Source organism: Legionella steigerwaltii, from assembly GCF_001468065.1.
In the GTDB taxonomy this organism is placed as follows: domain Bacteria; phylum Pseudomonadota; class Gammaproteobacteria; order Legionellales; family Legionellaceae; genus Legionella; species Legionella steigerwaltii.
The window spans coordinates 36,116-61,357 of record NZ_LNYZ01000002.1; the positions used below are offsets into that span (position 1 = coordinate 36,116).

A 25,242-nucleotide genomic window follows, 5' to 3' on the forward strand; every position below is an offset into this window, starting at 1 on the left:
TAGCAAATTACTCGGGTTCCATGCTGGATAGCAATGGGTGCTGATTCATTCTGGCGTACTCATTTACCAGAGCTACTTTTGTTTCTGCTATATCTCGTGTAAATACCCCGCACACGCCTTTTCCTTGAATATGAACCTGTAACATCACCTGAATTGCAGTCTCTTCATTAAGATGAAAAAAATGCTTCAGTACATCAACTACAAAATCCATAGGTGTATAATCATCATTAAGCAACACCACCCTGTACTTTCTAGGCACCCTAATCTCTGAGCTCAGTTCCGGCTCAGCTACTTTATGCCTAACAATTTCCTCTAGATTTTGCCCAGTCATAATATACAACCTCTATATTATTTTTATAGACTCACTATGCACTTTTGGCCAGTAAAATCAGTTATTTTTAATGAAAAAATTAGCCTTTGAAATAATCAAAAACATATTGGTTAGATAGCATTCATTAAGGCATAAACTGAAAAAAGGTCGAAATTGTAGCCTAGTAAAGCGAAGTGAACTCAGGAAACTGTCTTCGTACTCCCAAATTACATCGACATGTTACATCGGCTACATCATACCCTTACAATTTACATATGCTTAATTATTTCATCTCCAAAACCAGAGCTACTCACTAAAGTAGCGCCAATCATCCCACGCTCAAAATCATAAGTTACAGTCTTGGCAGCTATGGCACCTTGCATGCCTTTGATAATTAAATCAGCAGCTTCATTCCAGCCCATATGACGTAACATCATTTCAGCAGAAAGAATAATTGAACCGGGGTTTACTTTATTCTTGCCCGCATATTTGGGTGCTGTTCCATGGGTTGCTTCAAATACAGCAACTTTATCACTTATATTCGCGCCTGGAGCAATACCAATACCACCTACTTGAGCTGCCAAAGCGTCAGAAATATAATCACCGTTTAAATTAAGTGTAGCAATTACGCTGTAATCTTCTGGTCTTAAAAGAATTTGTTGTAAGAACGCATCCGCAATTACATCATTAATGATGATTTGCTTACCTTTTTTAGGATTCTTGATTTCCATCCAGGGGCCGCCTTCATATTCCTTGGCGCCAAAAACATCACGCGCAACTTGATAGCCCCAATCTTTAAATGCACCTTCGGTAAATTTCATAATATTTCCTTTATGAACCAAAGTTACCGTATGGCGGTCATTATCAATTGCGTATTGGATTGCAGCTCTTACTAAACGCGTGGTTCCTTCTTTAGAAACAGGTTTAATTCCTATACCGCAGTGCTCCGGAAAACGGATTTTTTTAACCCCCATCTCCTTCATTAAGAATTCAATTACTTTCTTTGCTTCAGGAGTATCTGCTTGCCATTCAATACCTGCATAAATGTCTTCTGAATTTTCCCTAAAAATAACCATATCTGTTTTTTCTGGCTCTTTAAGCGGACTTGGAACACCTGTGAAATAACGAATTGGACGTAAACACGTATAGAGATCCATTTCTTGGCGAATTGCCACATTGAGCGAGCGAATTCCACCACCAACTGGAGTCGTTAAGGGGCCTTTAATTGAAACAACATATTTTTGCATCGCATCTAAGGTTTCTTTTGGCAGCCATTGATCGGAACCATAAACTTTAGTTGCTTTTTCTCCTGCGTAAACTTCCATCCAGGCAATTTTTCTCTTATCGCCGTATGCTTTCGCAACCGCAGCATCAACAACTCGAATCATAGGGGGGGTTACATCAACACCAATACCATCTCCCTCAATAAAAGGGATAATAGGATTATTAGGTACACGAAGTGATAGATCTGAAGCAACAGTAATCGCTTCACCCTGTGAAGGCACTTTGATTTTATCGTATGTCATTGACAACTCCGTAAAATTAGAGAAAAGGCAATGATAGCATGTGATAACTTGGAATCCCAAGTATCATTTCTATTTAATTACTGCACTTGGATGCTTACTAAGCAACCGAATTAAATACCTAGCATTTTATTCGATTGACTTATGCATGTTGCAACATTTTGATTTGCTCAATCAGTTGATCATATCCTGCCTCAACATTGATATAATCACTTTTTGACAAATAAATAGACAATGATCCATCATCTGTTGCAGAAGCTTTTTGCAACACTCCATTATAGCCTTTGCTTTTTAAGCGAAGGAAATCATTGATTTTGGTGACTAAATAAAAATTACGAAAATAATTTTCAGGAATCATATGAATGGCCTGCGCATCATTTTCTAAAGAATTTCCTGGAAGATAATCTTTAAGTGAATAAGATGAGTTATTATGCACGGCAACTACTTTGCCTTTTGGCAGTAATTGTTTGATTTTACTTGCCAATTTATTTACTTCTTGATGCGCTTGGGGAGTATATTGGCCAAACTGAGATAATGTTTTCTTAATTCCGTTATCTGTAAAAATACGATTTGGATCAAACTCATAACGTTGGTTATTTAAACGAAATACGATGTTGCGACCTCCAGAATGGACTAAAGTAATAAGACTTCCGCCTTCCTTTTGAATCACTAATTGAGCTGCTTTTAGAGCCGTTTGTTCATTATGATGCACATGAATATAGGTCTTTCCTCGGCCTACTAAATGCTTAATTTCTACTTTTTCATCACCAACCATAACAATATGATTCATTGCATAGGCAAATTGGCAAAATAAAAGCGAAACCAGCATTGTGTACTTCATAACTCACTTTCACCCAAGTGTCATTTTTACAGTGCCGACTATTGTATAATAATTAACCTATAAAAACAATGAGTTGACTGAGGGAATTGCTCGTAATGTAGAAAACACCTACTATAAGCGCACTCAACTCTTTTATAAATAGCTAATGTCTGAAATTATACTATTCAATAAACCTTATGGTATCGTCAGTCAATTCACTGGGGATGAGCCAGAACACACATTAGCTGCTTTTATTAATCAACCTAATTTTTACGCAGCAGGTCGATTAGATAAAAACAGTGAAGGATTATTATTATTAACAAATGATGGTTCATTGCAACACCGACTAACTCATCCCAAATTTGAAAAGAGGAAATACTATTGGGTTCAAGTAGAAGGAATACCCTCTGAAACAGATTTGCAGCCTCTTAAAAAGGGCTTGGTTCTTAAAGATATTCGCTTTTTGCCCGCAGAAGTCAGACTCATTAGCGAACCGCAATTATGGCCCCGAAATCCTCCAATTCGCTTCAGACAGAATATTCCCACCTGTTGGCTGGAAATAATTTTAAAAGAGGGTAAAAATCATCAGGTTCGCAAAATGACCGCAGCAATTGGGTTTCCCACATTAAGATTAGTACGGCATCAAATTGGCAATTGGAAATTAGACAATTTACAACCTGGCGAATATAAATCAATACATCACCACTTCAAATAATGTAGCCTGGGTGAAGGCAAAGCCGTAACCCGGGTTTCGGTTAAAAAATCACGCTTCTATATCCCGGGTTCCGCTACGCTGCACCCAGGCTACAACGATCACAAGCAACCTAAATTAAAGTTAGATAAAATTTAAATGCCTGCACGATATTCTCTCCTATCCAGCTTCATTATCAAATAAGCTCCAATTAATCCGCCTTCAGAGTTATGAATATATGTCAATAGGCGAAGTTTACCGATGTAACTATATGAGTACACAAATAAAATTAGGCGCGAATTTAATCAAACAGGAAGAATATTTATAAATAAGCTCAATAAAAAATCTTGGTAAATTTTAACCTTTTTCTTTCATTTTAAAAAACCGGAGAAGTATATGACTATACATGTTACTGTTAAACTTGATGACAACAAGATAAGAATTTATTTAAACAGTAATGATGCAACGATTGAAGCAATTGAAGATTATTTAAAAAATAAAGGATATAAGAACGTTGCTTCAGAGGTAGGAAAGGCAGAAAAAACACATGCGAAGAAGTCTCATGGTTATACTTTAAATCCTTACTCTCTTGCCTATAGTGTCTCCGGAAAAGAGGATAACGTGAACATGCAAATTGAGGCCTGGTTCACTATAAGCAAGCACTATACCGATAAAACCTTGGCTTTAGCAATCGATACTTTAATAGCACCTGTATTACCTGCTGTTGCTGACGATGCAACTCTTCCCGTGCCTAATATGAAGGTGGAAAACTTACGATCTCGAGTCTATGTTACTGTCTTTGAAGAAAAAAATGCGGCATTAGATAATGTTTTAAAGTTGATAGGTAATTTGGAATCATGTGTGCAGGGAGTAAGGAAACAAGCCGGGCTTAAAGGTGATAAGATTGCAAGTGAGATAGTTATCTCATTTAATGATAAAGTAACACAGGCACAACATGCAAAAGGCTTGTCTGTATTTGGCTTAATGCCCGCTCCACAGAGTAATGTACCAGCGAGTAATTTTTATTTTTCTTCAAATGTATCTCAGGTCAGTAATTTGCCTTTCGTTAAGTAACAAACATAGCCTGGCTGCGAGCAGCTGGGCTACAGAGTGGAAATCCCTGTACGTTCAAGACGACAGGTCATCGATAAACCAATCGCTTCAATAGAGTATCTTCTCCAAATAAGCGAATCCATGGCCAGAGAAACATGCCCACCAAAGCACTTGCTAGAGGGGTAAATAAATTATAATTAAAGCCAAGTAGCGCTGTGATAATAGAAATAATCGATTGATATAATAGACAGAAGAATCCAATTAAGAAAATTTGCTGCATCATAGAAAAAAATTGAAATCTTCTTGATTTGCTGGAAGCAATCCAGGTTACCAAAAGTAAAGCAAATGAATGTTCGCCAATGACCGTCGCAAGTAACACGTCCAAGAATAATCCAACAAACAGCAATGTAGTCAGTCTAAAGTTACCCGGTAAAAAATATTCGATATAAAGTACTAGCAATAAAACCCAGGGAGGTCGAAAAGCAGAGATTAATTCCGGCATCGGTAATATGGACAAAAGAAGAGCTACAATAAACCCCAAGCATAAACGTACGCGAAGATTTCTCATCACATAGTCTCCTTGGCATTTAAGCGCTCATTAATTTGTGTATTCAATTGCTCTTGCTCGGCATCAGGCCAGATCAGTAATACAAGTCGGTTACGATTAAGAAGAGCAACAGGTTTTACTTTCACTTTAACAAAATCTTCACCAGGAATACTATTCACCTCTTCCACCAATCCTACAGGGTAACCCTCTGGATAATGTCTATCTAAACCCGAGGTGACTAACACATCACCGGGATGAATTGAGGACGTTTTGGGTAAATTAATTAATGACAATTTCTCTATATCATTTGTTCCAACAAGAATTGCCCGTTCTCCAGTGCGATTGTTTCGCACAGGCACGGCACTTTTGGAATCAGAAATAAGTAAGACTGTACTGGTTATAGGACCAACATTAACAATTTGCCCCATAACACCTTTTGCATCCAATACAGGCTGGCCTACATAAGCACCATCACGCTTCCCTTTATTTAAAACAACTACTTGACGTGAATTGCTGGTATCAACAGCAAGAATTTGGGCCGCCATTGCTCGCATTTCTGCCTGTGATGAAGTAAGAAGCAACTCTTTTAGCTGTGAATTTTCTTTTTGAATAATAATTAACTTTTGTAATTCTGCTTCCAACATGGCTTGTTGATAACGCAATTGCATATTTTCTGCAATTAATGCTTTTTTCGCACTGACAAGTGACTGCACCCAGCCAATTACTCGTACAGGATAATCTACTGCATATTGCAAAGGAGCAACAACTAAAGAAAAGCCACTACGAACACTATCTAAATAACGATAATGATAATCAGAGAACATTAAAAAAACAGAAAAGACAAGAGCGAGTACAAATCCTGCAGAACTGTACCCGCTCCTACTAAATAATCTGTTATACGTTTTATTCTGTTGAGAGGAAATCACCGCCACGCAAGTCCATGGTTTCTAAAGCTTTACCACCACCACGTGCTACACAGGTCAGCGGATCTTCAGCAATTAATACAGGTAAGCCAGTTTCTTCCATCAGCAGAGTATCTATGTTTTTCAACAAAGCGCCACCGCCAGTTAGAACCATACCCCGCTCAGCAATATCAGCTGCCAGTTCAGGTGGAGCCAACTCTAACGCTGCTCTAACTGCACCAACAATACCCGATAAAGGTTCTTGAAGTGCTTCTAAAATTTCTGCACTGGTCAGGATGAAACTACGAGGAACACCTTCAGCAAGGTTTCTTCCACGAACCTCTATTTCAAATAAATCACGACTTGGGAAAGCTGAACCAATTTCATGTTTAATACGTTCTGCCGTAGTTTCACCGATAAGCGTACCGTAGTTGCGGCGAACATAAGATACAATAGCGTCATCAAACTTGTCGCCACCGATACGAACAGACTGGTGATAAACAATACCACTTAAGGAAATAATAGCAACTTCAGTAGTACCACCGCCTATATCCACAACCATAGAACCACTGGCTTCTTCTACTGGCATTCCAGATCCTAAAGCAGCCGCCATAGGTTCTTCAATAAGAAATACTTCGCGCGCTCCAGCACCCATTGCAGATTCACGAATTGCACGGCGTTCAACTTGCGTAGAACCACAAGGAACACAAACAAGAACACGAGGGCTTGGTCTTAAGAATTTATTTTCATGAACTTTATGTATGAAATGCTGCAACATTTTCTCAGTAACAAAAAAGTCAGCAATCACACCATCTTTCATTGGCCTAATGGCATTAATGTTGCCTGGAGTCCTTCCCAACATCCGCTTTGCTTCAAGACCAACAGCTGCAACTCGTTTTTGTCCTGATTCATTACGCAAAGCAACTACGGAAGGTTCGTTTAAGACAATCCCTTTATCTCTTACATAAATCAATGTATTAGCTGTTCCCAAGTCAATCGATAAATCATTGGAAAACACGCCCCTTAATTTTCTGAACATAAGCCGCAATATCCTGTTCTTCTTTTTGTGCGCTACTTTATCCTAAATTTGGATAAAAATCGACAGTTCTTATGCAACAATTTAAAATTAAAGAGTGAATTTTTATACATGAAGGTAATTTTGCATTTTTGAACTGAAAGCAAAAATGAAAAAATAGCTTTTAACACAATATACGAAACAAAAGATAACTGGCAACGAAGTTGAATAGAAATGGTCCCAATGCTTTAATCCTTGCATGCTGCGCGGCTTGTCCGCAATGTTTGTTGTTGTCAAAATACTAGATACCGCGGACAAGCCGCGGTACGTAGGGCTTTCTTTATTCTATTTTATTAACAACAAACACTTGATTTAATTTATCTCGATTCGCAGTCACAAATCGCTGCCCTAAGCCCTTCACATCAGCAAGCTCCTCCAAGGATTTAAAGCCGTGATGGCTTTTTCGATAGGCAATAATTGCTTCAGCTCTCTTTTTGCCTATACCTTTTACTGAACCGGTAAGCATTGATGAATCCGCAGTGTTGAGATCAATTTTATGAATTACGATAGGAGGCTTTTTCTTGACAGAAGATTCTTTAGGAATGACTGCGTGAGCAGAAAGAGTAGTTACAGATAATGACAATACAACAGCAATAAATTTTGCTTTCATAATTTTCTCCTAATTGTTGGACTATGTGGCTCGTTCCAGAGCCGGCAAGAGTATCCCAAGATTTTGGCTTACTGTCGAGAGTTTTTTTAATTTTTTGCTTTAGGTTCAATGAGTAACAAAATTTACCCTCATCCACCCTCCGGGAACCTTCTCCCCTGAGGGGAGAAGGGAAATTGATTTAACAATGAAGAAAAATTAAGTCTAATTAGCTGTTCAGGAGGTATTGTTTGAATCTTGGGGAACGGTTGGATTTGAGTGTAGGTTGCGCGAAAATGATGCCGAGGAAACGTAGCATACATCAGTATGTGATGCTTCCGAGGTATTATTTTCGCGCAAGATGCGCAAAATACAGTCGCTCAGTGAATAGGGCTCGATTGCTTAACTCGCGTGATAAAGTACGTAAGCAACACATGCAGTTAATTTTTTTACCATATCCAAGTGTAGGAATTCATTAGGACCATGTGCATTGGACTGAGGTCCTAAAACTCCAGTAATCATAAATTGTGCATTGGGAAATTTCTTTCCTAACATTCCCATAAAAGGTATGGTTCCGCCTTCTCCAAAATATGCAGCTGGCTTACCATAGTAAGTCATTGATGCTTCATTAGCTGCTTTTTCCAGCCAAGAGGCAAGTTGGGGTGCATTCCATCCTTGTGATCCATCACCTATCTTAAAACTCACTTTAGCATGGTAAGGAGGATTTTTAGTTAATGCCTCATCAATCGCTGTTGCAGCAATTTTAGGATCGACTAAAGGAGGGAGACGCATAGACAATTTTAATGCTGTATGAGGACGCAAAACATTTCCAGCATCCGCTATGGCAGGAAATCCATTGGCACCTGTGACAGTTAAAGCAGGTCTCCAAGTTCGATTTAAAATTAACTGTTCTCTGTCCTTTGTAACAGGCTCTACACCTGCATATAATGGAAACTCAGCATAAATTGAATCGCCCAAAACTTGGGCACACTTCTCTGCTTGTCGCGTTCTTTCTTCAGGGATGTCGCAAAATAATTCGGGTAATTTCACCTCTCCTGAAACTTCATCTTCGATACGGCTAATTAATTGCCGCGCAACCCGAAAACTGTCTGCAACGATACCACTTGCTGCCCCAGAATGAACTCCTTCACGGATTAACTCAATTGATAGTTCGCCCACCAAATTACCGCGCAATGAAGTAGTCATCCATAATTGCTCATAATTACCCGCCCCAGAATCAAGACAAATAACCAACTTAGGCTTGCCAATCCGTTCATTGAGCAATTCAATATAATAAGGCAGATCATAACTTCCACTCTCTTCACACGCTTCAATAATTAAAACACAACGTGGAATAGATAACCCTTGTTTCTGTAACGCGCAAATCGCAGTTAGCGACGCATATGCAGAATAGCCATCATCTGCAGCACCTCGGCCATATAGGCGCCCATTTTTTAATACCGGTTTCCATGGGTGCAAATCGTCATTCCATCCTGACATTTCGGGCTGCTTATCCAGATGGCCATACAACAAAACAGTTTCATCAATCTGGCCGGGAACCTCGATAAAAATTAAAGGTGTGCGCCCCTCCAATTTCATAACTTCAAGCATCATCCCTTTAGGAGCATGGGCTTTACACCAATTAGCAATATGTGCAACCGCCTGCTCCATTAATCCATGTTCCTGCCATTTAGGATCAAAATGAGGTGATTTATTAGGAATTTTTATGTAATCACATAAGCTAGGGATAATTTCCTTTTCCCATTGGTGACATACAAAATCATACAGTGCTTGCGGATTGAACATGAACTTGCTCCTCAATAATAGCTACAATTTGGTCCGTAGCTGACTTAATATTTAGTGCATTGATTTTATTATTAATATCCGTTTTATCTCGTTCCAGTTCATGCAAACTTTGCAGCAAAGTGTCTGTATTTAATGCTCGATCTTCAATGACGCGGCTAATGCCCAATCCTTGGAAATATCGGGCATTTTGAATTTGATCGCCTCGACTAACCTCAGCCGGTAAAGGAATTAAAATATGGGGCTTACCTAAAGCCAAAATTTCATAAAGAGAATTAGCACCAGCTCGTGAAATGACAATTGACGCTGCAGCAAACAAATCAGCTAATTGTTCATGAACGTATTCAAATTGTTTGTACCCTTCTCGATCAATTAAAGAAGGTTCTAATTTCCCTTTCCCACATATATGGATGATTTGATATTCTTTGGTTAATTGATCTAGGGAATCACGAATATTTCGATTAATAGAACCAGCACCCAAACTTCCACCAATAACTAAAAGACATGGTTTATCTAAATTAAATCCACATAGCTCAAGTCCGTGGTCACTATTACCTGCAAACAACTGCTCACGGATAGGAGTACCGGTCACTTCTATTTTATTTTGCTTTTTAAAATGTTTTCTACCTGCCTCAAAAGTCAAACAAATTTTATTAACAAAAGGAAAACAGAGTCGATTTGCAAGCCCAGGACTCATGTCTGATTCATGAGCAACAACAGGAATCCGATTTAACCAAGCACCTACTACCACCGGAAATGCAACAAAACCACCCTTAGAAAAAACCACATCCGGTTTTAACTTATTAAGTAAGAAAAAAGATTGCACAATACCCAGTACGATCTTAAAAGGATCCAATAAGTTTTTTACACTTAAATAACGTCGTAATTTACCGCTGCTTATGCCATAAAAAGGGATTTTAAGTGGCTCTATCATCTGTTTTTCAATACCAGTTGCAGAACCAATATAGGCAATTTCCCAACCTTTATGACTCAATTCATGTATCAACGCCATATTAGGCGCTACATGTCCTGCGGTACCCCCTCCCGTAAAAACAATCATTGGCATCATAAAGTCTTCCTAATAAGTAAACTCAAGTCTATGGCTTGAATTGATTTGGTAATCGCACCAACGGAAATAAAATCAACACCTAATCGGCCTATTGCATCAATATTTTCCAGAGTAATTCCTCCGGACACCTCTAAAGTACAATGCTTTGGCTGATTCATTCTCACTGCTTTTTCAAGCATATCCTGACTAAAATTATCCAGCATGATTCGATCTGGATGAGCACAAATTGCTTCACGTAACTCATCTAGAGTTTCAACTTCTACCTCAACCAAAATTTCCTTATGATTTTGCCTTGCCAAAGCAACCGCTTTAGCAACTGAACCACAAGCTGCAATATGATTTTCTTTAATTAAAACAGCATCGTAAAGCCCCATGCGGTGATTAAAACCGCCCCCGCATGTCACTGCATATTTTTGTGCGGCTCGTAATCCTGGAATCGTTTTACGAGTATCCAGTAATCGAGTCTGTGTGCCATGAAGTTTTTGTACATATCGATGCGTTTGTGTTGCTGTGGCTGAAAGCGTTTGTAAAAAATTTAATGCTGTACGCTCTCCTGTTAAAATACTTCTTCCGGGGCCATATAAAGTACATAGAGTAGATGGTGCTGCTAACCATTCACCTTCAGCAACACACCACTCCAGTTTGATTTGGTCATCAAGCTGGTTGAATACCTCATTAACCCAAGCTTGACCACATACTACCATTGGTTCCCGAGAAATAATTTCTGCCTCAATCTGAAGCTGGGGAGCCAACAAAATCGCAGTAACATCGCCATCACCTACATCCTCAAGTAGTGCACGTGTTACATCGGCTTCTATCTTTAACGAAGTTTTATTCATGTACTCGTTTCCTATCCTTCGCTGCATAACGCGCTTTTAGTAACAAAGGAGCAATAAAAGTGGTAATCATAACCATTAAAACTATTGCAGAAAATAAATCATCGGAAATAACGCCTAAAGTGCGGCCAATCGAAGCGAAAACTAGACCCACTTCACCACGTGGTAACATACCAATACCAATGAGCAATCGATCATCTGAAGCACGTGCTCCATAACCACTAAGTAATTTGCCTGCTATTGCTGCAACAATTAAACCACTCGCCAAAATAATTACATGCCAATGATAAAAACTTTCTAATTTAACCTGAATACCAATCACGATAAAAAACATAGGTGCCAAGATTGATTCCAAAGGGGATAATAAATGATAAATACTACGATTTTCTTGCTGGCTCAAAGGTTCGCCATCAAAATAGTCATCATGAAGGATTATTCCTGCCGTAAATGCACCAATAATTGTTGCAAGTTGCAGAACTGAAGCTAACCAAGACAAAATCATAATAAATAGAAAGGAAATAAATAATTTTGCTTCCCAAGGTTCAAGAAAACGAAAAAAATGGATTGCCTGACGTAAAACAATTGGACCTAAGAACAAAGTTCCTGCGAAAAACAATACTGCGCTCACAATAATGCGCAATACAACCATCATGTCTACTGCACCACTAATTACTAAAGAACTGACAACAGCTAATATAATTAATCCCAATACATCATCTAACATTGCTGCGCCTAAAATTATTTTTGCTTCCCGAGTACGTAATTTTTTCATTTCAGTCAGTACCCGAGCTGTAATTCCTATACTGGTCGCACTCAGCGTAGCTGCAATAAATAAATCGGCTTGATAGGAACCCTCTGGCATTAAGATATAGGCAACACCAAACCCCAGGACCATAGGTGCAATCACGCCTATCAAAGCGACAAAAAATGAATCACGACCTGTATGTTTCATTTCTGCTATTGAGCTCTCCAAACCAACCATGAAGAGAAGAAAAATAACCCCATACCGCGAAAAAATATCCACGATATAAGCAATTTTCAGAAAATCGGCTCCGTGAGGCCCACTTAAAGCATTGGCTACTTGTTGCCCGTAATTTGGGTTAGGAATAATTGAAGTAACTGCTTGATTTAGCGAAACTCCATTAAGTACTTCTCTGACTATATCAAAAATTGAAGAGCCTTCTCGTAATAAAATAGCTAATGGAAATCCGTAATAATAAAATAAATTGCCAATAAGAATTCCGATTACCAACTCACCAAGAACACTAGGCTGATGTAAGCGCCTTGCTGTATAACGCCCAATAATTGCAAAGAAAAAAATAGTAGTCACACCGAGCAATACAAACGCAACCGGATCAACATGATCGGGCTCAGCAGAGGCAAAAGCCATCGCAGGGCATATTCCTGCAAGAAAAAGCCACCATTTTAAACGCTGCATTACAGTTCCATACCCCGCAAATTTTTTTGAAATGATTCACCACACTCGCCGAAAAGCCATATTTGGCGCAGGTTGAACGAAAATTTTAGCCGTAACCCGGGTTCCGCTACGCTTCACCCAGGCTACAATTTTCATTTAACCTGCGATCAAAATAGATATATTTTTTTATTGCTTTGCTAAAAATAAACACGTTTCCAAAACAGAATCCGGATTAAGTGAAACACTCTCTATCCCCTCTTTCATTAACCACTCTGCAAAATCCTGATGGTCTGAAGGTCCTTGGCCACAAATACCTATGTATTTATTAGCCTTTTTGCACGCAGAAATTGCCATATGTAATAAAGCCTTTACTGCATCATTACGCTCATCAAATTGAGCTGCGATCAATCCTGAATCTCTGTCTAAACCTAATGTTAATTGAGTTAAATCATTAGAACCTATAGAGAACCCATCAAAGTGTTCTAAAAATTTTTCTGCTAACAATGCATTGGAAGGTAGTTCACACATCATGATCACGCGTAATCCATGCTTGCCTCGCTCAAGACCATGTTGTTTTAAAACCTGAATCACATTACTTGCCTCAGAAACAGTCCTTACGAAGGGAATCATTACCTCTACATTTGTTAAGCCCATTTCTTCCCGAACTCGTCGCACCGCTTTACACTCCAAAGCAAAACATTCCGCAAATGATTCAGAAACATAGCGTGATGCACCTCTAAAACCCAACATTGGATTTTCTTCATGTGGCTCATATAAGTTACCACCAACAAGATTAGCATATTCATTTGATTTGAAATCTGATAATCGTACAATGACCGGCTTGGGATAAAACGCAGCAGCGATTGTCGCAATTCCCTCTTTTAATCGTTCAATATAATATTCAACCGGAGACGCATAAGCTGCTGTTTTTTCAAGGATAAATTGCTTCAATTCTTTATCTTTTAGACTATCAAAATCCAGTAATGCGCGCGGATGAATACCAATTGTATTGGAAATTAAAAACTCTAAGCGAGCTAAGCCTACTCCTGAGTTGGGAATGGATTGGAAGGTAAAAGCTCTTTCAGGGTTACCCACGTTCAACATGATTTTCATCGGTAACTCAGGCATAGTTTCTACATCGAGATGCACTTGCTCATAAGGTAATAAACCTGCATAAACATAGCCGTTATCCCCTTCGGCACAGCTAACAGTCACCTCATCACCATCACGTATGGTTTTCGTGGCATCCCCACATCCAACTACAGCAGGAATACCCAATTCTCGCGCAATAATAGCAGCATGACATGTTCTACCACCACGGTTGGTCACAATAGCAGAAGCACGTTTCATTACTGGTTCCCAATCCGGATCCGTCATATCTGAAATCAATACATCGCCTGGTTGTACGCGATCCATCTCGCTAACGTCTTTAATAATTCGTGCTTTACCTTGGCCTATGCGTTGCCCAATACTGCGCCCCTCGGCCAGTACTTCGCCTTTCTTTTGTAAGGTATAACGCTCCAATATTTGTTTATTGTCACGACTTTTTACTGTTTCAGGACGAGCTTGTAAAATATATAGTTGACCATTCAAACCATCTTTTGCCCACTCTATATCCATAGGTCGGCCATAATGCTCTTCAATAATCATGGCTTGGCGTGCCAAACTTTCAACTTCATTGGGGGTTAAAGAAAATAACAACCGGTCTTTCGCGTCAACGTCTACGGTTTTAACTCGTTGTTTCTTGCTGGGATCATCACAATAAATCATCTTTAACGCTTTACTTCCCAGATTCCTACGAATAACCGCGGGTTTACCTGCTTTTATCCCAGGCTTATGTACGTAATATTCGTCAGGATTGACGGCTCCTTGAACAACCATCTCCCCCAAACCATAAGAAGAAGTAATAAATACTACCTGATCAAAACCTGATTCAGTGTCCATAGTAAACATCACACCACTTACAGCCAAATCACTACGAATCATCTGCTGAATACCTGCAGATAAGGCTACGTCATGGTGTTCAAACTGATGATGTGTGCGATAAGTAATTGCTCTATCGTTAAATAATGATGCAAAAACATGCTTGATTGAGAGCAAAACTTCTTCAACTCCCTTTACATTTAAAAAAGTTTCTTGCTGGCCAGCAAAGGAAGCATCGGGTAAGTCCTCTGCTGTTGCTGATGAACGAACGGCCACGCTAAAGTTATCATGGCCTATTGACTTCGCCAATTGTTCATAAGCAACGCGCACTGAATGCTCAAACTCAGGAGTAAATGGCGTATTGACGATCATTTCTCTGATTTCTTTCCCTACCACAGCGAGTTGCTGCACATTATCTGCATCCAGGTTTGCTAATTTTGCATAGATTTTTTTATCTATATTATTCTGGGACAAAAACTCTCTAAATGAATCCGCAGTTGTTGCAAACCCGCCAGGAACTGCAACCCCTGCTGAGGATAAATGACTGATCATCTCTCCAAGAGAAGCATTTTTCCCACCAACCTGCTCTAGGTCGTGCATGCCAAGATGTGCTAAATCAATAATATGTGTTTTGACCGTCATAACCACCCCAAGCCCATAAAATGATAAGTCGTCATTTTACTGAAAATGTGCGGTTATGGGAAATAGAAACTTTACTGTCAGCAAAATTTATGCATTACTTGCAGCCAAAGCTTGAGAAAAATCTTTATGGAAATTCGCGTCACCCAGAAGTTTAACAATTCCCCCTTTGCGTAGTTTTTCCTCTACGCGTGCATTAGCCCCACTTATAATCACTCTCACTTTTCGTTCTTGTAAATCTTCAATAACTTCTTCCAAAGTTTGCAACCCAGTAACATCCATAAAAGGGACCCAACGCATCCTAATAATTAATATCTTGGGATCGGTATGGGTTACTGCTAAAGCATGTTGGAAAGCTTCAGCGGCAGCAAAAAAGAAAGGCCCTTCGACAGCATAAACTAATACGCCATCAGGCAAAGTATCCATATTTTGTCGTGCTAATTCATGTGACAACTCTTCCTGAGTCATTTGTTGTACTTCAACACTAGAGGCCATGCGTCGTATAAAATGCAACACTGCAATAATTACACCTATGTTTACTGCAACCACCAAATCAACAAACACAGTAAGGAAAAAAGTCACTAATAAAATCACAACATCAGCTTTGGGAGCACGTTGTATTAATTTAATAAAATGTTTTACTTCACTCATATTCCAAGCGACAACAAATAAAATTGCAGCCAATACGGTAAGCGGTATATTGACGGCCAAAGGTGCTAAGAAAAGAATAATTAAAACCAAAGTGAGCGCATGGATTACCCCTGCTAAAGGACTATTACCCCCATTGCGAATGTTTGTTGCTGTACGTGCAATGGCTCCTGTTGCCGCAAACCCTCCAAATAAGGGTGTCATAATATTAGCTATTCCTTGACCAACAAGTTCTTGATTGGAATTATGCTTTGTCCCTGCCATCCCGTCAGCAACTACTGCGGACAAAAGAGACTCTATAGCACCAAGCATAGCAATAGTAAAAGCAGGCCCTATCAATTCAATCACCCTATCTATGCTCAGATCGGGTAGTTTAAATTCAGGTAAGCCTTGAGGTATTCCTCCAAATAAGGAACCTATGGTCGCCACTCCAGAAAAATGATAGATCGACTGCAATACGGTTACGGTTAATAAAGCAACAAGCGGACCCGGAACACGCTTTAATCCAGGAACTCTATTTGAAAAAATGACGAGGAATAATGAGAAAAAGCCCAAAAGAGTTGTAGGTACATTAAGTTGTGGAAAAGCGTTTAATAAATACCATAATTTTTCGTGAAAATGACCACTCCCTCCTGAAGGAAGGCCAAAAAAGTAATGCCATTGTCCTACCCAAATCACTACGCCGATTCCTGCAGTAAAACCAATAATCACAGGTGCAGGTATAAACTTAATAATGCCGCCTAAACGAGCAAGGCCAAAAAATAACAATATAAACCCAGCAATCAGTGTGGAAATTTGCAAACCGGAAACCCCGTATTTTGCAGTAATACCTGAAAGCACAACAATAAAAGCACCTGTAGGACCTGCAATTTGTAAACGGCTTCCGCCCATAACTGAAACAATTAATCCAGCAATAATTGCTGTATAAATCCCTTGCTCCGGCCTAACACCTGAAGCAATAGCGAATGCCATTGCCAAAGGCAATGCGACAACTCCTACAATAATTCCTGAGATAATATTTTGCAACCAATATTTCTTATGAAACAGACCTGCTTGATACGATTCAACAATGGTTTTCATAAAATGCTGTGACTTATTTTTAATAATGAGATCATTATACACAAACATATTAAAAAAATATCAATTTTCTGATAAAATTCCTTACTTTAATTCACATCTGGTCGCGCATCTAATATTATATGTGCTTTATCATTAGGGCTAGCTACTTATGACTCTTACTGCTTTAAATGCGATCTCACCAATCGATGGACGTTACATTAATAAAACACGGGCTTTGAGTCCTTATTTTAGTGAATTCGCCTTAATTTATTATCGCCTGACTGTAGAAATTCGCTGGCTTGAATCTCTAGCTGCGAATAATTCTATTTCTGAGGTCCCTCAATTAAATCAGAAAGCCAAAGATTTTCTCAATGATCTTATTGCCAATTTTGATGAAACTGAGGCGATCAAAATTAAAGAATTTGAAAAGCAAACAAATCACGATGTTAAGGCAATAGAATATTACCTAAAAGATAAATTCCAACAAAATGACAGTTTGAAAGCAATTACTGCTTTTATACATTTTGCCTGCACCTCAGAAGACATAAACAATTTGGCTTACGCTTTAATGGTAAAACAAGCAATTGCACAAGTCATTCAACCTACCCTTGCTGAAATCATGGGAGGCATTACTCTTCTAGGAAAACAACATGCCGATGTATCTATGTTGTCTAGAACACATGGACAACCCGCAACACCTACAACGATGGGGAAAGAACTCGTTAATTTTGTTGCCCGTCTCAAAAGACCGCAACAACAATTATGTGAGGTCTTGATTCCTGGCAAATTCAATGGTGCTGTAGGAAATTACAATGCTCATGTTGTGGCCTATCCAGAAGTAGACTGGCGTAAACACTGTGCTAACTTTGTTACCTCTCTAGGTTTATCTTTTAATGCGTATACTACACAAATTGAGCCACATGATGGTTTGGCAGAAGTATCACAAATTATGGTACGCATTAATAATATCTTACTGGATTATACTCAGGACATCTGGAGCTATATTTCTCTTGGCTACTTTAAACAAAAAACTGTAGCAGAAGAAGTCGGTTCATCCACTATGCCCCATAAAGTAAATCCTATTGATTTTGAAAATGCAGAAGGAAATCTGGGGATGGCTAATGCCCTATTCATTCATTTTGCCAATAAACTGACTCAATCAAGGCTGCAACGCGATTTATCTGACTCTACTGTTTTACGTAATATAGGTATGGGATTTTCGTACAGCTTAATCGCCTACCTCTCGCTGGCCAAAGGCAATGATAAATTACAAATCAATAAGCGCGCTTTACAAGACGATTTAAAATCAAATTGGGAAGTGCTTGCTGAAGCAGTACAAACTGTGATGCGTCGATATAATGTGCCTGATGCCTACGAACAATTAAAAGCTTTGACACGAGGACATGGAATTGATGAGCAAAGTCTCAAACTATTCATTAAGGGACTCTCTATACCCGAAGAAGCTAAAGAACAACTGCTTAAGCTTACACCAGAGAACTATACGGGGCTAGCAACCCAGTTAGTAAAGGCCTTTTTATGAGTGATACACTCTCTCAACAAGGACAAACCTTTGAGTTTGATGTTCTTGTTATTGGGACGGGACTGGCAGGATTGCAATATTGTTTGCAACTCCTTAGCCTGCAACCACGTTTAAATATTGCATTAATTAGCAAGGCAGAATCTATTGAATGCAATAGCCGTTACGCTCAAGGTGGGATCGCTGCTGTTTTTTCAGCAGAAGATTCCCTGGAGTCCCACATTTCAGATACCCTAATTGCCGGTGATGGATTGTGCTATTTACCTGCAGTTGAATTCATTATTCGCCAAGGCCCGGAGACAATAAAACAACTGAGTCAATATAACGTTCATTTTAAACAAGACGGCAAGGGCAACTTTCATTTAGCACAGGAAGGTGGGCATTCTCACCGACGTATTTTTAATTGTGGCGATCAAACAGGTTTATCTATAACTCAAACAATGAATCAGCTTGCTTTACAAAAAGAACAAATTCATTTTTTTGAGCATCATGTTGCTGTGAACCTAATTACTCATTACCATCCCCATCGTACCGACATTCAAGGAGAGGTTTTAGGCGCTTATATTTTAGATTGTTCAGCAAATCGAATTCATACTTTTTTGGCAAATTGTGTAGTACTGGCCACCGGAGGCGCAGGTAAAACATACAGATATACGACCAACCCAATGGTTGCAACTGGGGATGGTGTGGCTATGGCTTATCGTGCAGGAGCACGTGTTGGCAATATGGAGTTCTATCAGTTTCACCCTACCCTATTGCATCATCATTCTTTAAATAATTTCCTCATCTCAGAAGCGGTGCGTGGTGAAGGGGCTTTACTTAAAAATGCTGAAACAGGGGAGCGGTTTATGAAACATTACGCCCCAGATCAAATGGAGTTGGCAACACGTGATGTGGTTGCACGCGCCATTTTTAGTGAAATTGAACGCAGTCAAATGGGATTTGTTTATCTCGATATTACCCATCAATCCAAAGAATTTCTGAAGAAACGTTTCCCTCAAATTTATATGACTCTGTTATCCATTGGTATTGATATGAGTCAAGATATGATTCCTGTTGTACCTGCAGCGCATTACCAGTGTGGAGGAGTACTTACCGATATTGATGGCCGCACGGATTTAAAACGTCTTTATGCTATAGGAGAAGTCGCTTTTACTGGTTTACACGGTGCGAATCGTCTTGCAAGTAACTCCTTACTTGAAGCCTTAGTCATGGGTTCCAATGCAGCCCGATGTACTTTAAAAGACGTTTCTGATCCATGGAAATACACCGATCATATCCCAAACTGGAGTGCTCCCAGTGAAGTCAATGCACGACGTGCCAGTCAAATTAATGCACAGTGGCGTGGTTTAAGAGGAGAAATGACTTCTTATGCAGGTATAGTCCGGACTGAGGCAGGACTTGAAGATCTGCTACAATTAATAATAAAACGAAAAAAAATAATCGAAGGATATTATTGGAAGCATTGTATCACCCGAGATTTTATTGAATTAAGAAACATTATTCTCAATGCTGAATTAATTGTAAGAGCTGCTCTAGCAAGGCGAGAATCACGTGGCGGCCACTTCCGTGAAGACTACCCTAATAAAAAAGCTGAGGCACAAGAAAGTATTGCCAAACTTGGACTATTGGATACTTCACCTGAATAAAAAGATCAATGTAGCCTGGGTGCAGCGCAGCGGAACCCGGGGATTGAGATGACTATTCATGTCCAGAAAATCCCGGGTTCCGCTGCGCTGCACCCAGGCTACAATATTCTTCACCAAAGCAACACATTAAAATGATTTGAGGCAAAATAGATGTTTAAAAACTCCACCCTTTATACACCTGAAACTACATTAATGCATATCAGAAATGATATGAGCATTTGCCAAAGTGACTACCCGATCGACTGGTATCAAGAAGAATTTATTCCCTATGCCCAAGAATACCAAGCATTGCCAGATCGTAAGCTAACCACCGTTTTGGCATGGATGACTCCTTATCTCAAAAAAGCACAGGATCATTTTGGAGAACGATTATTACTCTTGGCACATTATTACATGGGTGGTGATATTGTCCGCTTAGTCGAGCAATTCGGTGGGCTTATTGGTGATTCCTATCAATTAGCCTTGATGGCAGCTGAGCATCCTGAAAAATCCGTTATTATTGAATCTGCAGTACATTTCATGGCTGAATCAATCAGTATTTTAGCAAATAAAAACCAGCAGGTTTACATTACTAATCCTAAATCCGGTTGCACTATGGAGATGCTTGCGAAAGATTTCATGGTGGAACCTGCTTTCCTTGATTTAAATGAACGTTATGATGCTGAGAATATTTTACCGGTTTGCTATATGAATACTTCAGGTCGAGTCAAAGCGCTTACTGGTGCCCAAGGTGGGGCCGTATGTACCAGCTCAAACGTAAAAAAAATATTCCAATGGGCACTGAAACAAAATAAAAAGATTCTCTTTATTCCCGATCAACATATGGGAGAGAACGTAGCTTATTGGTTAGGCATAAAAAATCTTGCTTATTGGCCAGGTGGAACTGCAGGCGCTCAATATTCACTTGCGAATCAAGATGCAAAAACACTGAAACAGTTTGATGACTCACAGCTCATTCTATTTGCCAGTCAATGTGCCGTACATACGCATTATCAACCAGAAATGTGTGATTATTGGCATAATCAAGGGTATGCTACGATTGTTCATCCTGAATGTCGCAATTCAGTAATCAAAGTCGCACAACACTCGGGCTCTACAGCATTTATCTGGGATTATGTGGTTCATGATCGTGCTAAGACTAGACGTTATGCTATTGGTACTGAAAATCATATGGTAGAAAATCTAAAACAACATTGTAAAAGCTTAAATATAGAAGTAGTCAATCTGGCTGAGGCACCTAAAAAAGAAAATGAAAAAGGTATAGGATGTGGTTGTGCCACCATGTCACGCAATGATCCCCCACATCTAGTCGCTCTCGTCGATTTATTAAGACAAGGAAAAACCATGTCTTATAATGAAGTTAAAGCAGGTGATGTGGTCAATGAATTCACGGGAAGCAGGCATAGATTACCGGAACAGGATCAACAATGGGTTATAGCTAATGCCAAAAAATCCTTGCAGATGATGATAGATATAACAGAAGAACGCATTTAATCTTGTGGCCCGGATTAGCTAGAAATAGATTAAAAAAATGTAGCCTGGGTGCAGCGTAGCGGAACCCGGGTTTGTCTGAATAAATTTCCCGGGTTCCGCTACGCTGCACCCAGGCTACAAGTTACCAAGCAGCCGGGTTATGAATACATCGAGTTAATGGCAAGCACAAGTGGGTGATTGCGAACCATCTTTACAGGTTAGATAACCAGTAGATTTATTGCATTGACCTACCCCACCATGCTTAGAACAACAACCTTTGTTATTTGTACCATTGGTTGTCGTACTTTTAGTTGTTGTAGGTTGAGTAGTTGTCGATTTCTTATTCCACCAGTGGGTTTTAGGTTTCGTTGTAGTCGTGGTAGTATTTGTTGTGGTGGAAGTAGTAGTTGTCGTTGCTTTTTTGGTAGTTTTTGGCTTAGTCGTTGTCGTCGTTGTACTCTTTTCTTTCTTGCACTTACACGTTGGAGAGGCGGTACCATCCTTACACATTTGAAAGCCAGTAGCCTTATTACACGAGGCAACCCCACCATGTCCTGAACAACATGCTGCATATGCACCAGCTAACGGGCTGCTCAATAAAAAAAGAACAGCAATAAGCTGGTTTACCCATCTAGAAGCCTTATTAGTATTTTTCATTTGAAACTCCATTTTCGTATTTGACATTAAATAATATAGACCATATTTATTAAAACTACATAAAGCTCAGGTGCAACTACATATGAACATGCAAAAATTAATATCCATGAAATAAATTACAGGCATGATTTACTTTAAATTTTAATGACTATCTTTAAGTCCAAAAAGTCCCTTAATCTTGGCAAAAAAACCTTCAGCCTCTGTTTCAAGCTCTTTTAAGTCACCAAATTTTTGAACGATACCCATTTCCTCTTCATTGAGTTCAATACCAATTTTGCTTAATGCTTGTTGGGGATCGTCTTTTAACTCACTAAAAAAATTTGGATCATTTTTTATAGCTTCTATTACAGCCATCACTTTAGGGCTTTGGTTTGCCAGTGTATTCAAATCCATGATCATAACTCCTTTTCTCGATGATTTAGAAAAAATATAGTTAATCTTAGATCATAAATCAACCGATGTGATCAGCGAAAGATCATATATTCCTTGATTTAAATCATGCTGTATCAAATTGGCATTGCTCCAGTCCTTGAGTACAAACAAAACCATTTAATGACTCGATCCAATTGTAATCCTGACGTGAAGGGATTTTAGTAAGAGCCTGCCACCAAATTGAGTACTCACCCCCTGAATTTCTGTAGGTACAAACCACTCCTTGTCCATAGCCTGCAACTAAAATATTTGCTCGTACAAAATAGGTGTTTTTATCTCCTTGAGGAGGATTAGGTGAATAAGGATTCACTGTCCAAGGAGCTGGTGGAACACCCCATTTTAAAGAGGTTGTTTGGGGATCAGGACAATTCGTTGCATGACCAATTGCATCAAATTGCGCAAGAGAAAAACTCAAAATAACAAAATTATATGGCTTCATAAAACTCACTTTAATAATTAGCTATTTTTTAAATAATAATATACTAAAACCCATTGTGAGAATTTTTTTCTTTGTTATAATGGCCGCTCAAATGCCTGGGTGGCGGAATTGGTAGACGCGCTGGATTCAAAATCCAGTGGTGGTGACACCGTGTGGGTTCGAGTCCCACCCTAGGTACCAAAGATATTTATAATAGTTCTTAAAAGCCGCAAAAGTTTATACCCTACACAACCTACATCTTATTTATTCAGCCCATTAATATAAGCGCGTTTCATAAACCAAAAAATAAAATCAGCCTATACTATAAAGAAGCATAACAGAGCTCAATACAACTTAAGGAACAAAGATGTCGACTAAGTGGATTAAGAGTCATCTGACTTTGATAGCAGGATTGTCATTACCCATTTTACTTATTCTTGTTTTTGTTGTTTCTAATATTTCTTTTTTCAAAACTGATCCACCACGTTATGGCCTCTTATTTTCTATATTGGACTCTTCGTCTGGCTCTTTCCCAGTACAAGTAAATCTAATCGTTAAAGATGACAAATTGGTAGCTCAATACTCAAAAACTCAAAATAATTATTGGGGAATAAAAAAACTCTACTTCTTTGATGCAAAAACACAAAAAGTACGTGAGCTCCCTTTAAATTTCCCAAAGTTTAAAGATAACTCAAGCTTTAAAGAAGAACCGGTGGAGTCGGCCAAACAATTTAAGCTGGATACATCACTGGAGTCTCCCGATGGTTATATTCTGTATACAGACAATAATAATTTAAATACAGGATTATTGTCTGATCTTCTGATTGGTAATAATTATAGAAATAATTATATTTGCCTTAAAAAAGACTCTACGTGCTTTAAATTATCCAACCTAAATTTAGGACGCTATTTTACTTTGAGTAATGTTCAATTTATTGGTTGGGTTAAACCATGAATAAAGAACAAGCGTTACAAAAAATCGTTGATCTTGCCAAACAATATCAAATCGAAATCAAAGAAATAGCCTTAGCATTGAAGCCGAGTCAATCAACAAGCACCACTGATCAAACCAGTTGGCTCAATAAACTCTACAGTTATCTAGGTGGTATCTTAATCTTTGCGGGTATTTGCGCGCTAATTATTATGAAATGGGAAGACTTCAACATCTACGAGCGTGTCACTCTGACTCTGGGTTTTGGCTTCTCGTCATTTATTTTGGCATTTGTATGCTTAAAGCACCCTAATTACCAAAAGGCTGCCACACCATTATTGCTAATCGCCTTATTCCTTGAACCAACAGGACTCGTTCTCATATTGCAGGAATATAGTCCGCTCCTACCCATATGGTGGATATTAATCATAGCAATTATCTACTTTACGCATCAACATCTTGCAATTTTATCAGATAAGATACTCATTCTTACAATCACTACTGTGGTATTCGGATGCATTATTTTTTCCTGTACAACAGACAACAATCGTATTATTTTAAATTTAGGCTTTGGATTTTTAACTTTTCTTCTAGGTCTTTACTATCAAGACAAGTCATCCAAAATTTCCATTTCTTTATTTCTTGTTGCTGCAGTTCTTGAAGCAAGTGGCTTACTCACTCTTTTATCCCAATACACTTCAATACTGATGCCAACATGGGGTGTACTCATTGTAAGCTTCCTTCTCTTACTTCAATTTGGCATCACATTTATAAGCACCCGACAAACCGTACTGGCTTTTATTACCTTGCTTTTTCTCTACTCCTTTTTCCTGGCAGCATTTGAATTACTTGGGGTACCAGAGCGCTTAAAATGGTTTGTGCTCAGTAGTTCATTATTAACTGTCAGTTCGTTTATAAATCATTCAAAATATCAAAGCATTGCTGGATTACTCTTTTTTATATCATCAGTGACACTACTTTCAGTAACCTTCGATGTTGTTAAAGATAAACCTTATGAAATACTCTATTTGGGATTAGCTTGTGGATTAATTTATATGGCCATTATAGAAAGCAGCCGTGTCTTACTCTTCATCGCGAGTTTGGCTACATTATCCTTTATTTTGTATTTTTCAAGTCAACACTTTCCTCATACCATAGGCTGGCCAATTACATTGATTATAATTGGACTACTCTTAGTAGGGGTCAGTGGTATTCTTATCAAATTAAATAAAAAATATATGTAA

At 38.8% G+C, this 25,242-nt stretch carries 23 protein-coding genes and 1 tRNA gene; 8 read left to right on the plus strand and 16 right to left on the minus strand.

The window, feature by feature from the left end; all coding sequences use genetic code 11:
- Window positions 1-7: 7 nt before the first annotated feature.
- The 3 genes from clpS to Lstg_RS02120 form a co-directional block, all read right to left on the minus strand.
- On the minus strand, window positions 8-331 hold the full coding sequence (gene clpS / locus Lstg_RS02110; RefSeq protein WP_058476020.1) for an ATP-dependent Clp protease adapter ClpS: 324 nt from the start codon (window positions 329-331) through the stop codon (window positions 8-10).
- Between the two features lie 248 nt (window positions 332-579).
- Window positions 580-1,836 (minus strand): NADP-dependent isocitrate dehydrogenase, encoded by a 1,257-nt coding sequence (icd, locus tag Lstg_RS02115; protein ID WP_058476021.1) that lies wholly within the window; start codon window positions 1,834-1,836, stop codon window positions 580-582.
- A gap of 139 nt (window positions 1,837-1,975) precedes the next feature.
- Window positions 1,976-2,674: a protein tyrosine phosphatase gene (locus tag Lstg_RS02120; protein WP_172462830.1), complete on the minus strand. Its 699-nt coding sequence runs from the start codon at window positions 2,672-2,674 to the stop codon at window positions 1,976-1,978.
- Window positions 2,675-2,819: 145 nt separating this feature from the next.
- Here Lstg_RS02120 and Lstg_RS02125 point away from each other — a divergent pair, with 145 nt between their 5' ends.
- Both Lstg_RS02125 and Lstg_RS02130 read left to right on the plus strand, forming a co-directional pair.
- A complete protein-coding gene (locus Lstg_RS02125; protein WP_058476022.1) occupies window positions 2,820-3,368 on the plus strand; it encodes a pseudouridine synthase in 549 nt (182 codons plus the stop codon).
- 372 nt (window positions 3,369-3,740) lie between these two features.
- On the plus strand, window positions 3,741-4,418 hold the full coding sequence (locus Lstg_RS02130) for a hypothetical protein (RefSeq protein ID WP_058476023.1): 678 nt from the start codon (window positions 3,741-3,743) through the stop codon (window positions 4,416-4,418).
- A 67-nt stretch (window positions 4,419-4,485) separates the two neighbouring features.
- Here the strand turns inward: Lstg_RS02130 and mreD are convergent, their stop codons facing one another.
- The 10 genes from mreD to Lstg_RS02180 all read right to left on the minus strand — a co-directional run bounded on the left by mreD (window position 4,486) and on the right by Lstg_RS02180 (window position 16,922).
- Window positions 4,486-4,965 (minus strand): rod shape-determining protein MreD, encoded by a 480-nt coding sequence (gene mreD, locus Lstg_RS02135; protein WP_058476024.1) that lies wholly within the window; start codon window positions 4,963-4,965, stop codon window positions 4,486-4,488.
- On the minus strand, window positions 4,965-5,870 hold the full coding sequence (mreC, locus tag Lstg_RS02140; RefSeq protein WP_058476025.1) for a rod shape-determining protein MreC: 906 nt from the start codon (window positions 5,868-5,870) through the stop codon (window positions 4,965-4,967). Before mreC ends, mreD begins: the two co-directional genes overlap by 1 nt.
- On the minus strand, window positions 5,848-6,885 hold the full coding sequence (locus tag Lstg_RS02145) for a rod shape-determining protein (protein ID WP_003636696.1): 1,038 nt from the start codon (window positions 6,883-6,885) through the stop codon (window positions 5,848-5,850). Before Lstg_RS02145 ends, mreC begins: the two co-directional genes overlap by 23 nt.
- Before the next feature lie 316 nt (window positions 6,886-7,201).
- Complete coding sequence (locus Lstg_RS02150; protein WP_058476026.1) at window positions 7,202-7,531, minus strand: ComEA family DNA-binding protein; 330 nt, start codon at window positions 7,529-7,531, stop codon at window positions 7,202-7,204.
- A 378-nt stretch (window positions 7,532-7,909) separates the two neighbouring features.
- Window positions 7,910-9,313, minus strand: a complete 1,404-nt coding sequence (locus Lstg_RS02155; protein WP_058476027.1) for a M20 family metallopeptidase — start codon at window positions 9,311-9,313, stop codon at window positions 7,910-7,912.
- A complete protein-coding gene (locus Lstg_RS02160) occupies window positions 9,288-10,379 on the minus strand; it encodes an undecaprenyldiphospho-muramoylpentapeptide beta-N-acetylglucosaminyltransferase (protein WP_058476028.1) in 1,092 nt (363 codons plus the stop codon). The genes Lstg_RS02155 and Lstg_RS02160 overlap by 26 nt, the downstream gene beginning before the upstream one ends.
- Complete coding sequence (gene nadC, locus Lstg_RS02165) at window positions 10,376-11,218, minus strand: carboxylating nicotinate-nucleotide diphosphorylase (protein ID WP_058476029.1); 843 nt, start codon at window positions 11,216-11,218, stop codon at window positions 10,376-10,378. The genes Lstg_RS02160 and nadC overlap by 4 nt, the downstream gene beginning before the upstream one ends.
- Window positions 11,211-12,653: a cation:proton antiporter gene (locus Lstg_RS02170; protein WP_058476030.1), complete on the minus strand. Its 1,443-nt coding sequence runs from the start codon at window positions 12,651-12,653 to the stop codon at window positions 11,211-11,213. The genes nadC and Lstg_RS02170 overlap by 8 nt, the downstream gene beginning before the upstream one ends.
- Window positions 12,654-12,818: 165 nt before the next feature.
- Window positions 12,819-15,197 carry a phosphoenolpyruvate synthase gene (gene ppsA, locus Lstg_RS02175; RefSeq protein ID WP_058476031.1) on the minus strand — a complete coding sequence of 793 codons (2,379 nt, stop codon included), beginning with the start codon at window positions 15,195-15,197 and terminating at the stop codon, window positions 12,819-12,821.
- Between the two features lie 87 nt (window positions 15,198-15,284).
- Window positions 15,285-16,922, minus strand: a complete 1,638-nt coding sequence (locus Lstg_RS02180; protein WP_058476100.1) for a SulP family inorganic anion transporter — start codon at window positions 16,920-16,922, stop codon at window positions 15,285-15,287.
- Between the two features lie 148 nt (window positions 16,923-17,070).
- Between Lstg_RS02180 and purB the strand changes: the two genes are divergently transcribed.
- The 3 genes from purB (at window position 17,071) to nadA (ending at window position 21,581) form a co-directional block, all read left to right on the plus strand.
- The gene (gene purB, locus Lstg_RS02185; RefSeq protein WP_058476032.1) at window positions 17,071-18,441 is read left to right on the plus strand and encodes an adenylosuccinate lyase; all 1,371 of its coding nucleotides are present in this window, start codon (window positions 17,071-17,073) and stop codon (window positions 18,439-18,441) included.
- Window positions 18,438-20,087, plus strand: coding sequence for an L-aspartate oxidase (nadB, locus tag Lstg_RS02190; protein WP_058476033.1), 1,650 nt, complete (start codon window positions 18,438-18,440; stop codon window positions 20,085-20,087). Before purB ends, nadB begins: the two co-directional genes overlap by 4 nt.
- A gap of 150 nt (window positions 20,088-20,237) precedes the next feature.
- A complete protein-coding gene (gene nadA, locus Lstg_RS02195; protein ID WP_058476034.1) occupies window positions 20,238-21,581 on the plus strand; it encodes a quinolinate synthase NadA in 1,344 nt (447 codons plus the stop codon).
- Between the two features lie 153 nt (window positions 21,582-21,734).
- Here nadA and Lstg_RS17935 read toward each other — a convergent pair whose 3' ends face one another.
- The 3 genes from Lstg_RS17935 to Lstg_RS02210 all read right to left on the minus strand — a co-directional run bounded on the left by Lstg_RS17935 (window position 21,735) and on the right by Lstg_RS02210 (window position 23,088).
- Window positions 21,735-22,217 (minus strand): hypothetical protein, encoded by a 483-nt coding sequence (locus tag Lstg_RS17935; RefSeq protein WP_058476035.1) that lies wholly within the window; start codon window positions 22,215-22,217, stop codon window positions 21,735-21,737.
- A 141-nt stretch (window positions 22,218-22,358) separates the two neighbouring features.
- Window positions 22,359-22,610: a hypothetical protein gene (locus tag Lstg_RS02205; RefSeq protein ID WP_058476036.1), complete on the minus strand. Its 252-nt coding sequence runs from the start codon at window positions 22,608-22,610 to the stop codon at window positions 22,359-22,361.
- 103 nt (window positions 22,611-22,713) lie between these two features.
- Window positions 22,714-23,088 carry a DUF3757 domain-containing protein gene (locus Lstg_RS02210; RefSeq protein ID WP_058476037.1) on the minus strand — a complete coding sequence of 125 codons (375 nt, stop codon included), beginning with the start codon at window positions 23,086-23,088 and terminating at the stop codon, window positions 22,714-22,716.
- A 93-nt stretch (window positions 23,089-23,181) separates the two neighbouring features.
- On the opposite strand from Lstg_RS02210, the gene Lstg_RS02215 reads away from it, so the two are divergent.
- The 3 genes from Lstg_RS02215 (at window position 23,182) to Lstg_RS02225 (ending at window position 25,242) form a co-directional block, all read left to right on the plus strand.
- Window positions 23,182-23,268, plus strand: a tRNA-Leu gene (locus Lstg_RS02215).
- 166 nt (window positions 23,269-23,434) lie between these two features.
- Entirely contained in the window at window positions 23,435-24,022 is a 588-nt protein-coding gene (locus Lstg_RS02220) for a hypothetical protein (RefSeq protein ID WP_058476038.1), read from the plus strand.
- Window positions 24,019-25,242, plus strand: a complete 1,224-nt coding sequence (locus Lstg_RS02225; protein WP_058476039.1) for a hypothetical protein — start codon at window positions 24,019-24,021, stop codon at window positions 25,240-25,242. The genes Lstg_RS02220 and Lstg_RS02225 overlap by 4 nt, the downstream gene beginning before the upstream one ends.

Bases quoted from the DNA above. Each gene is read 5' to 3' on its own strand.
- nadB (WP_058476033.1), top strand. From the start codon at position 18,438: ATGAGTGATACACTCTCTCAACAAGGACAAACCTTTGAGTTTGATGTT.
- icd (WP_058476021.1), bottom strand. From the start codon at position 1,836: ATGACATACGATAAAATCAAAGTGCCTTCACAGGGTGAAGCGATTACT.
- Lstg_RS02210 (WP_058476037.1), bottom strand. From the start codon at position 23,088: ATGAAGCCATATAATTTTGTTATTTTGAGTTTTTCTCTTGCGCAATTT.
- Lstg_RS02205 (WP_058476036.1), bottom strand. From the start codon at position 22,610: ATGGATTTGAATACACTGGCAAACCAAAGCCCTAAAGTGATGGCTGTA.
- nadC (WP_058476029.1), bottom strand. From the start codon at position 11,218: ATGAATAAAACTTCGTTAAAGATAGAAGCCGATGTAACACGTGCACTA.
- Lstg_RS02150 (WP_058476026.1), bottom strand. From the start codon at position 7,531: ATGAAAGCAAAATTTATTGCTGTTGTATTGTCATTATCTGTAACTACT.
- purB (WP_058476032.1), top strand. From the start codon at position 17,071: ATGACTCTTACTGCTTTAAATGCGATCTCACCAATCGATGGACGTTAC.
- Lstg_RS02170 (WP_058476030.1), bottom strand. From the start codon at position 12,653: ATGCAGCGTTTAAAATGGTGGCTTTTTCTTGCAGGAATATGCCCTGCG.
- Lstg_RS02155 (WP_058476027.1), bottom strand. From the start codon at position 9,313: ATGTTCAATCCGCAAGCACTGTATGATTTTGTATGTCACCAATGGGAA.
- Lstg_RS02220 (WP_058476038.1), top strand. From the start codon at position 23,435: ATGTCGACTAAGTGGATTAAGAGTCATCTGACTTTGATAGCAGGATTG.
- ppsA (WP_058476031.1), bottom strand. From the start codon at position 15,197: ATGACGGTCAAAACACATATTATTGATTTAGCACATCTTGGCATGCAC.
- Lstg_RS02225 (WP_058476039.1), top strand. From the start codon at position 24,019: ATGAATAAAGAACAAGCGTTACAAAAAATCGTTGATCTTGCCAAACAA.
- clpS (WP_058476020.1), bottom strand. From the start codon at position 331: ATGACTGGGCAAAATCTAGAGGAAATTGTTAGGCATAAAGTAGCTGAG.
- Lstg_RS02180 (WP_058476100.1), bottom strand. From the start codon at position 16,922: ATGAAAACCATTGTTGAATCGTATCAAGCAGGTCTGTTTCATAAGAAA.
- Lstg_RS17935 (WP_058476035.1), bottom strand. From the start codon at position 22,217: ATGAAAAATACTAATAAGGCTTCTAGATGGGTAAACCAGCTTATTGCT.
- Lstg_RS02120 (WP_172462830.1), bottom strand. From the start codon at position 2,674: ATGAAGTACACAATGCTGGTTTCGCTTTTATTTTGCCAATTTGCCTAT.
- nadA (WP_058476034.1), top strand. From the start codon at position 20,238: ATGTTTAAAAACTCCACCCTTTATACACCTGAAACTACATTAATGCAT.
- Lstg_RS02130 (WP_058476023.1), top strand. From the start codon at position 3,741: ATGACTATACATGTTACTGTTAAACTTGATGACAACAAGATAAGAATT.
- Lstg_RS02125 (WP_058476022.1), top strand. From the start codon at position 2,820: ATGTCTGAAATTATACTATTCAATAAACCTTATGGTATCGTCAGTCAA.
- mreD (WP_058476024.1), bottom strand. From the start codon at position 4,965: ATGAGAAATCTTCGCGTACGTTTATGCTTGGGGTTTATTGTAGCTCTT.
- Lstg_RS02160 (WP_058476028.1), bottom strand. From the start codon at position 10,379: ATGATGCCAATGATTGTTTTTACGGGAGGGGGTACCGCAGGACATGTA.
- Lstg_RS02145 (WP_003636696.1), bottom strand. From the start codon at position 6,885: ATGTTCAGAAAATTAAGGGGCGTGTTTTCCAATGATTTATCGATTGAC.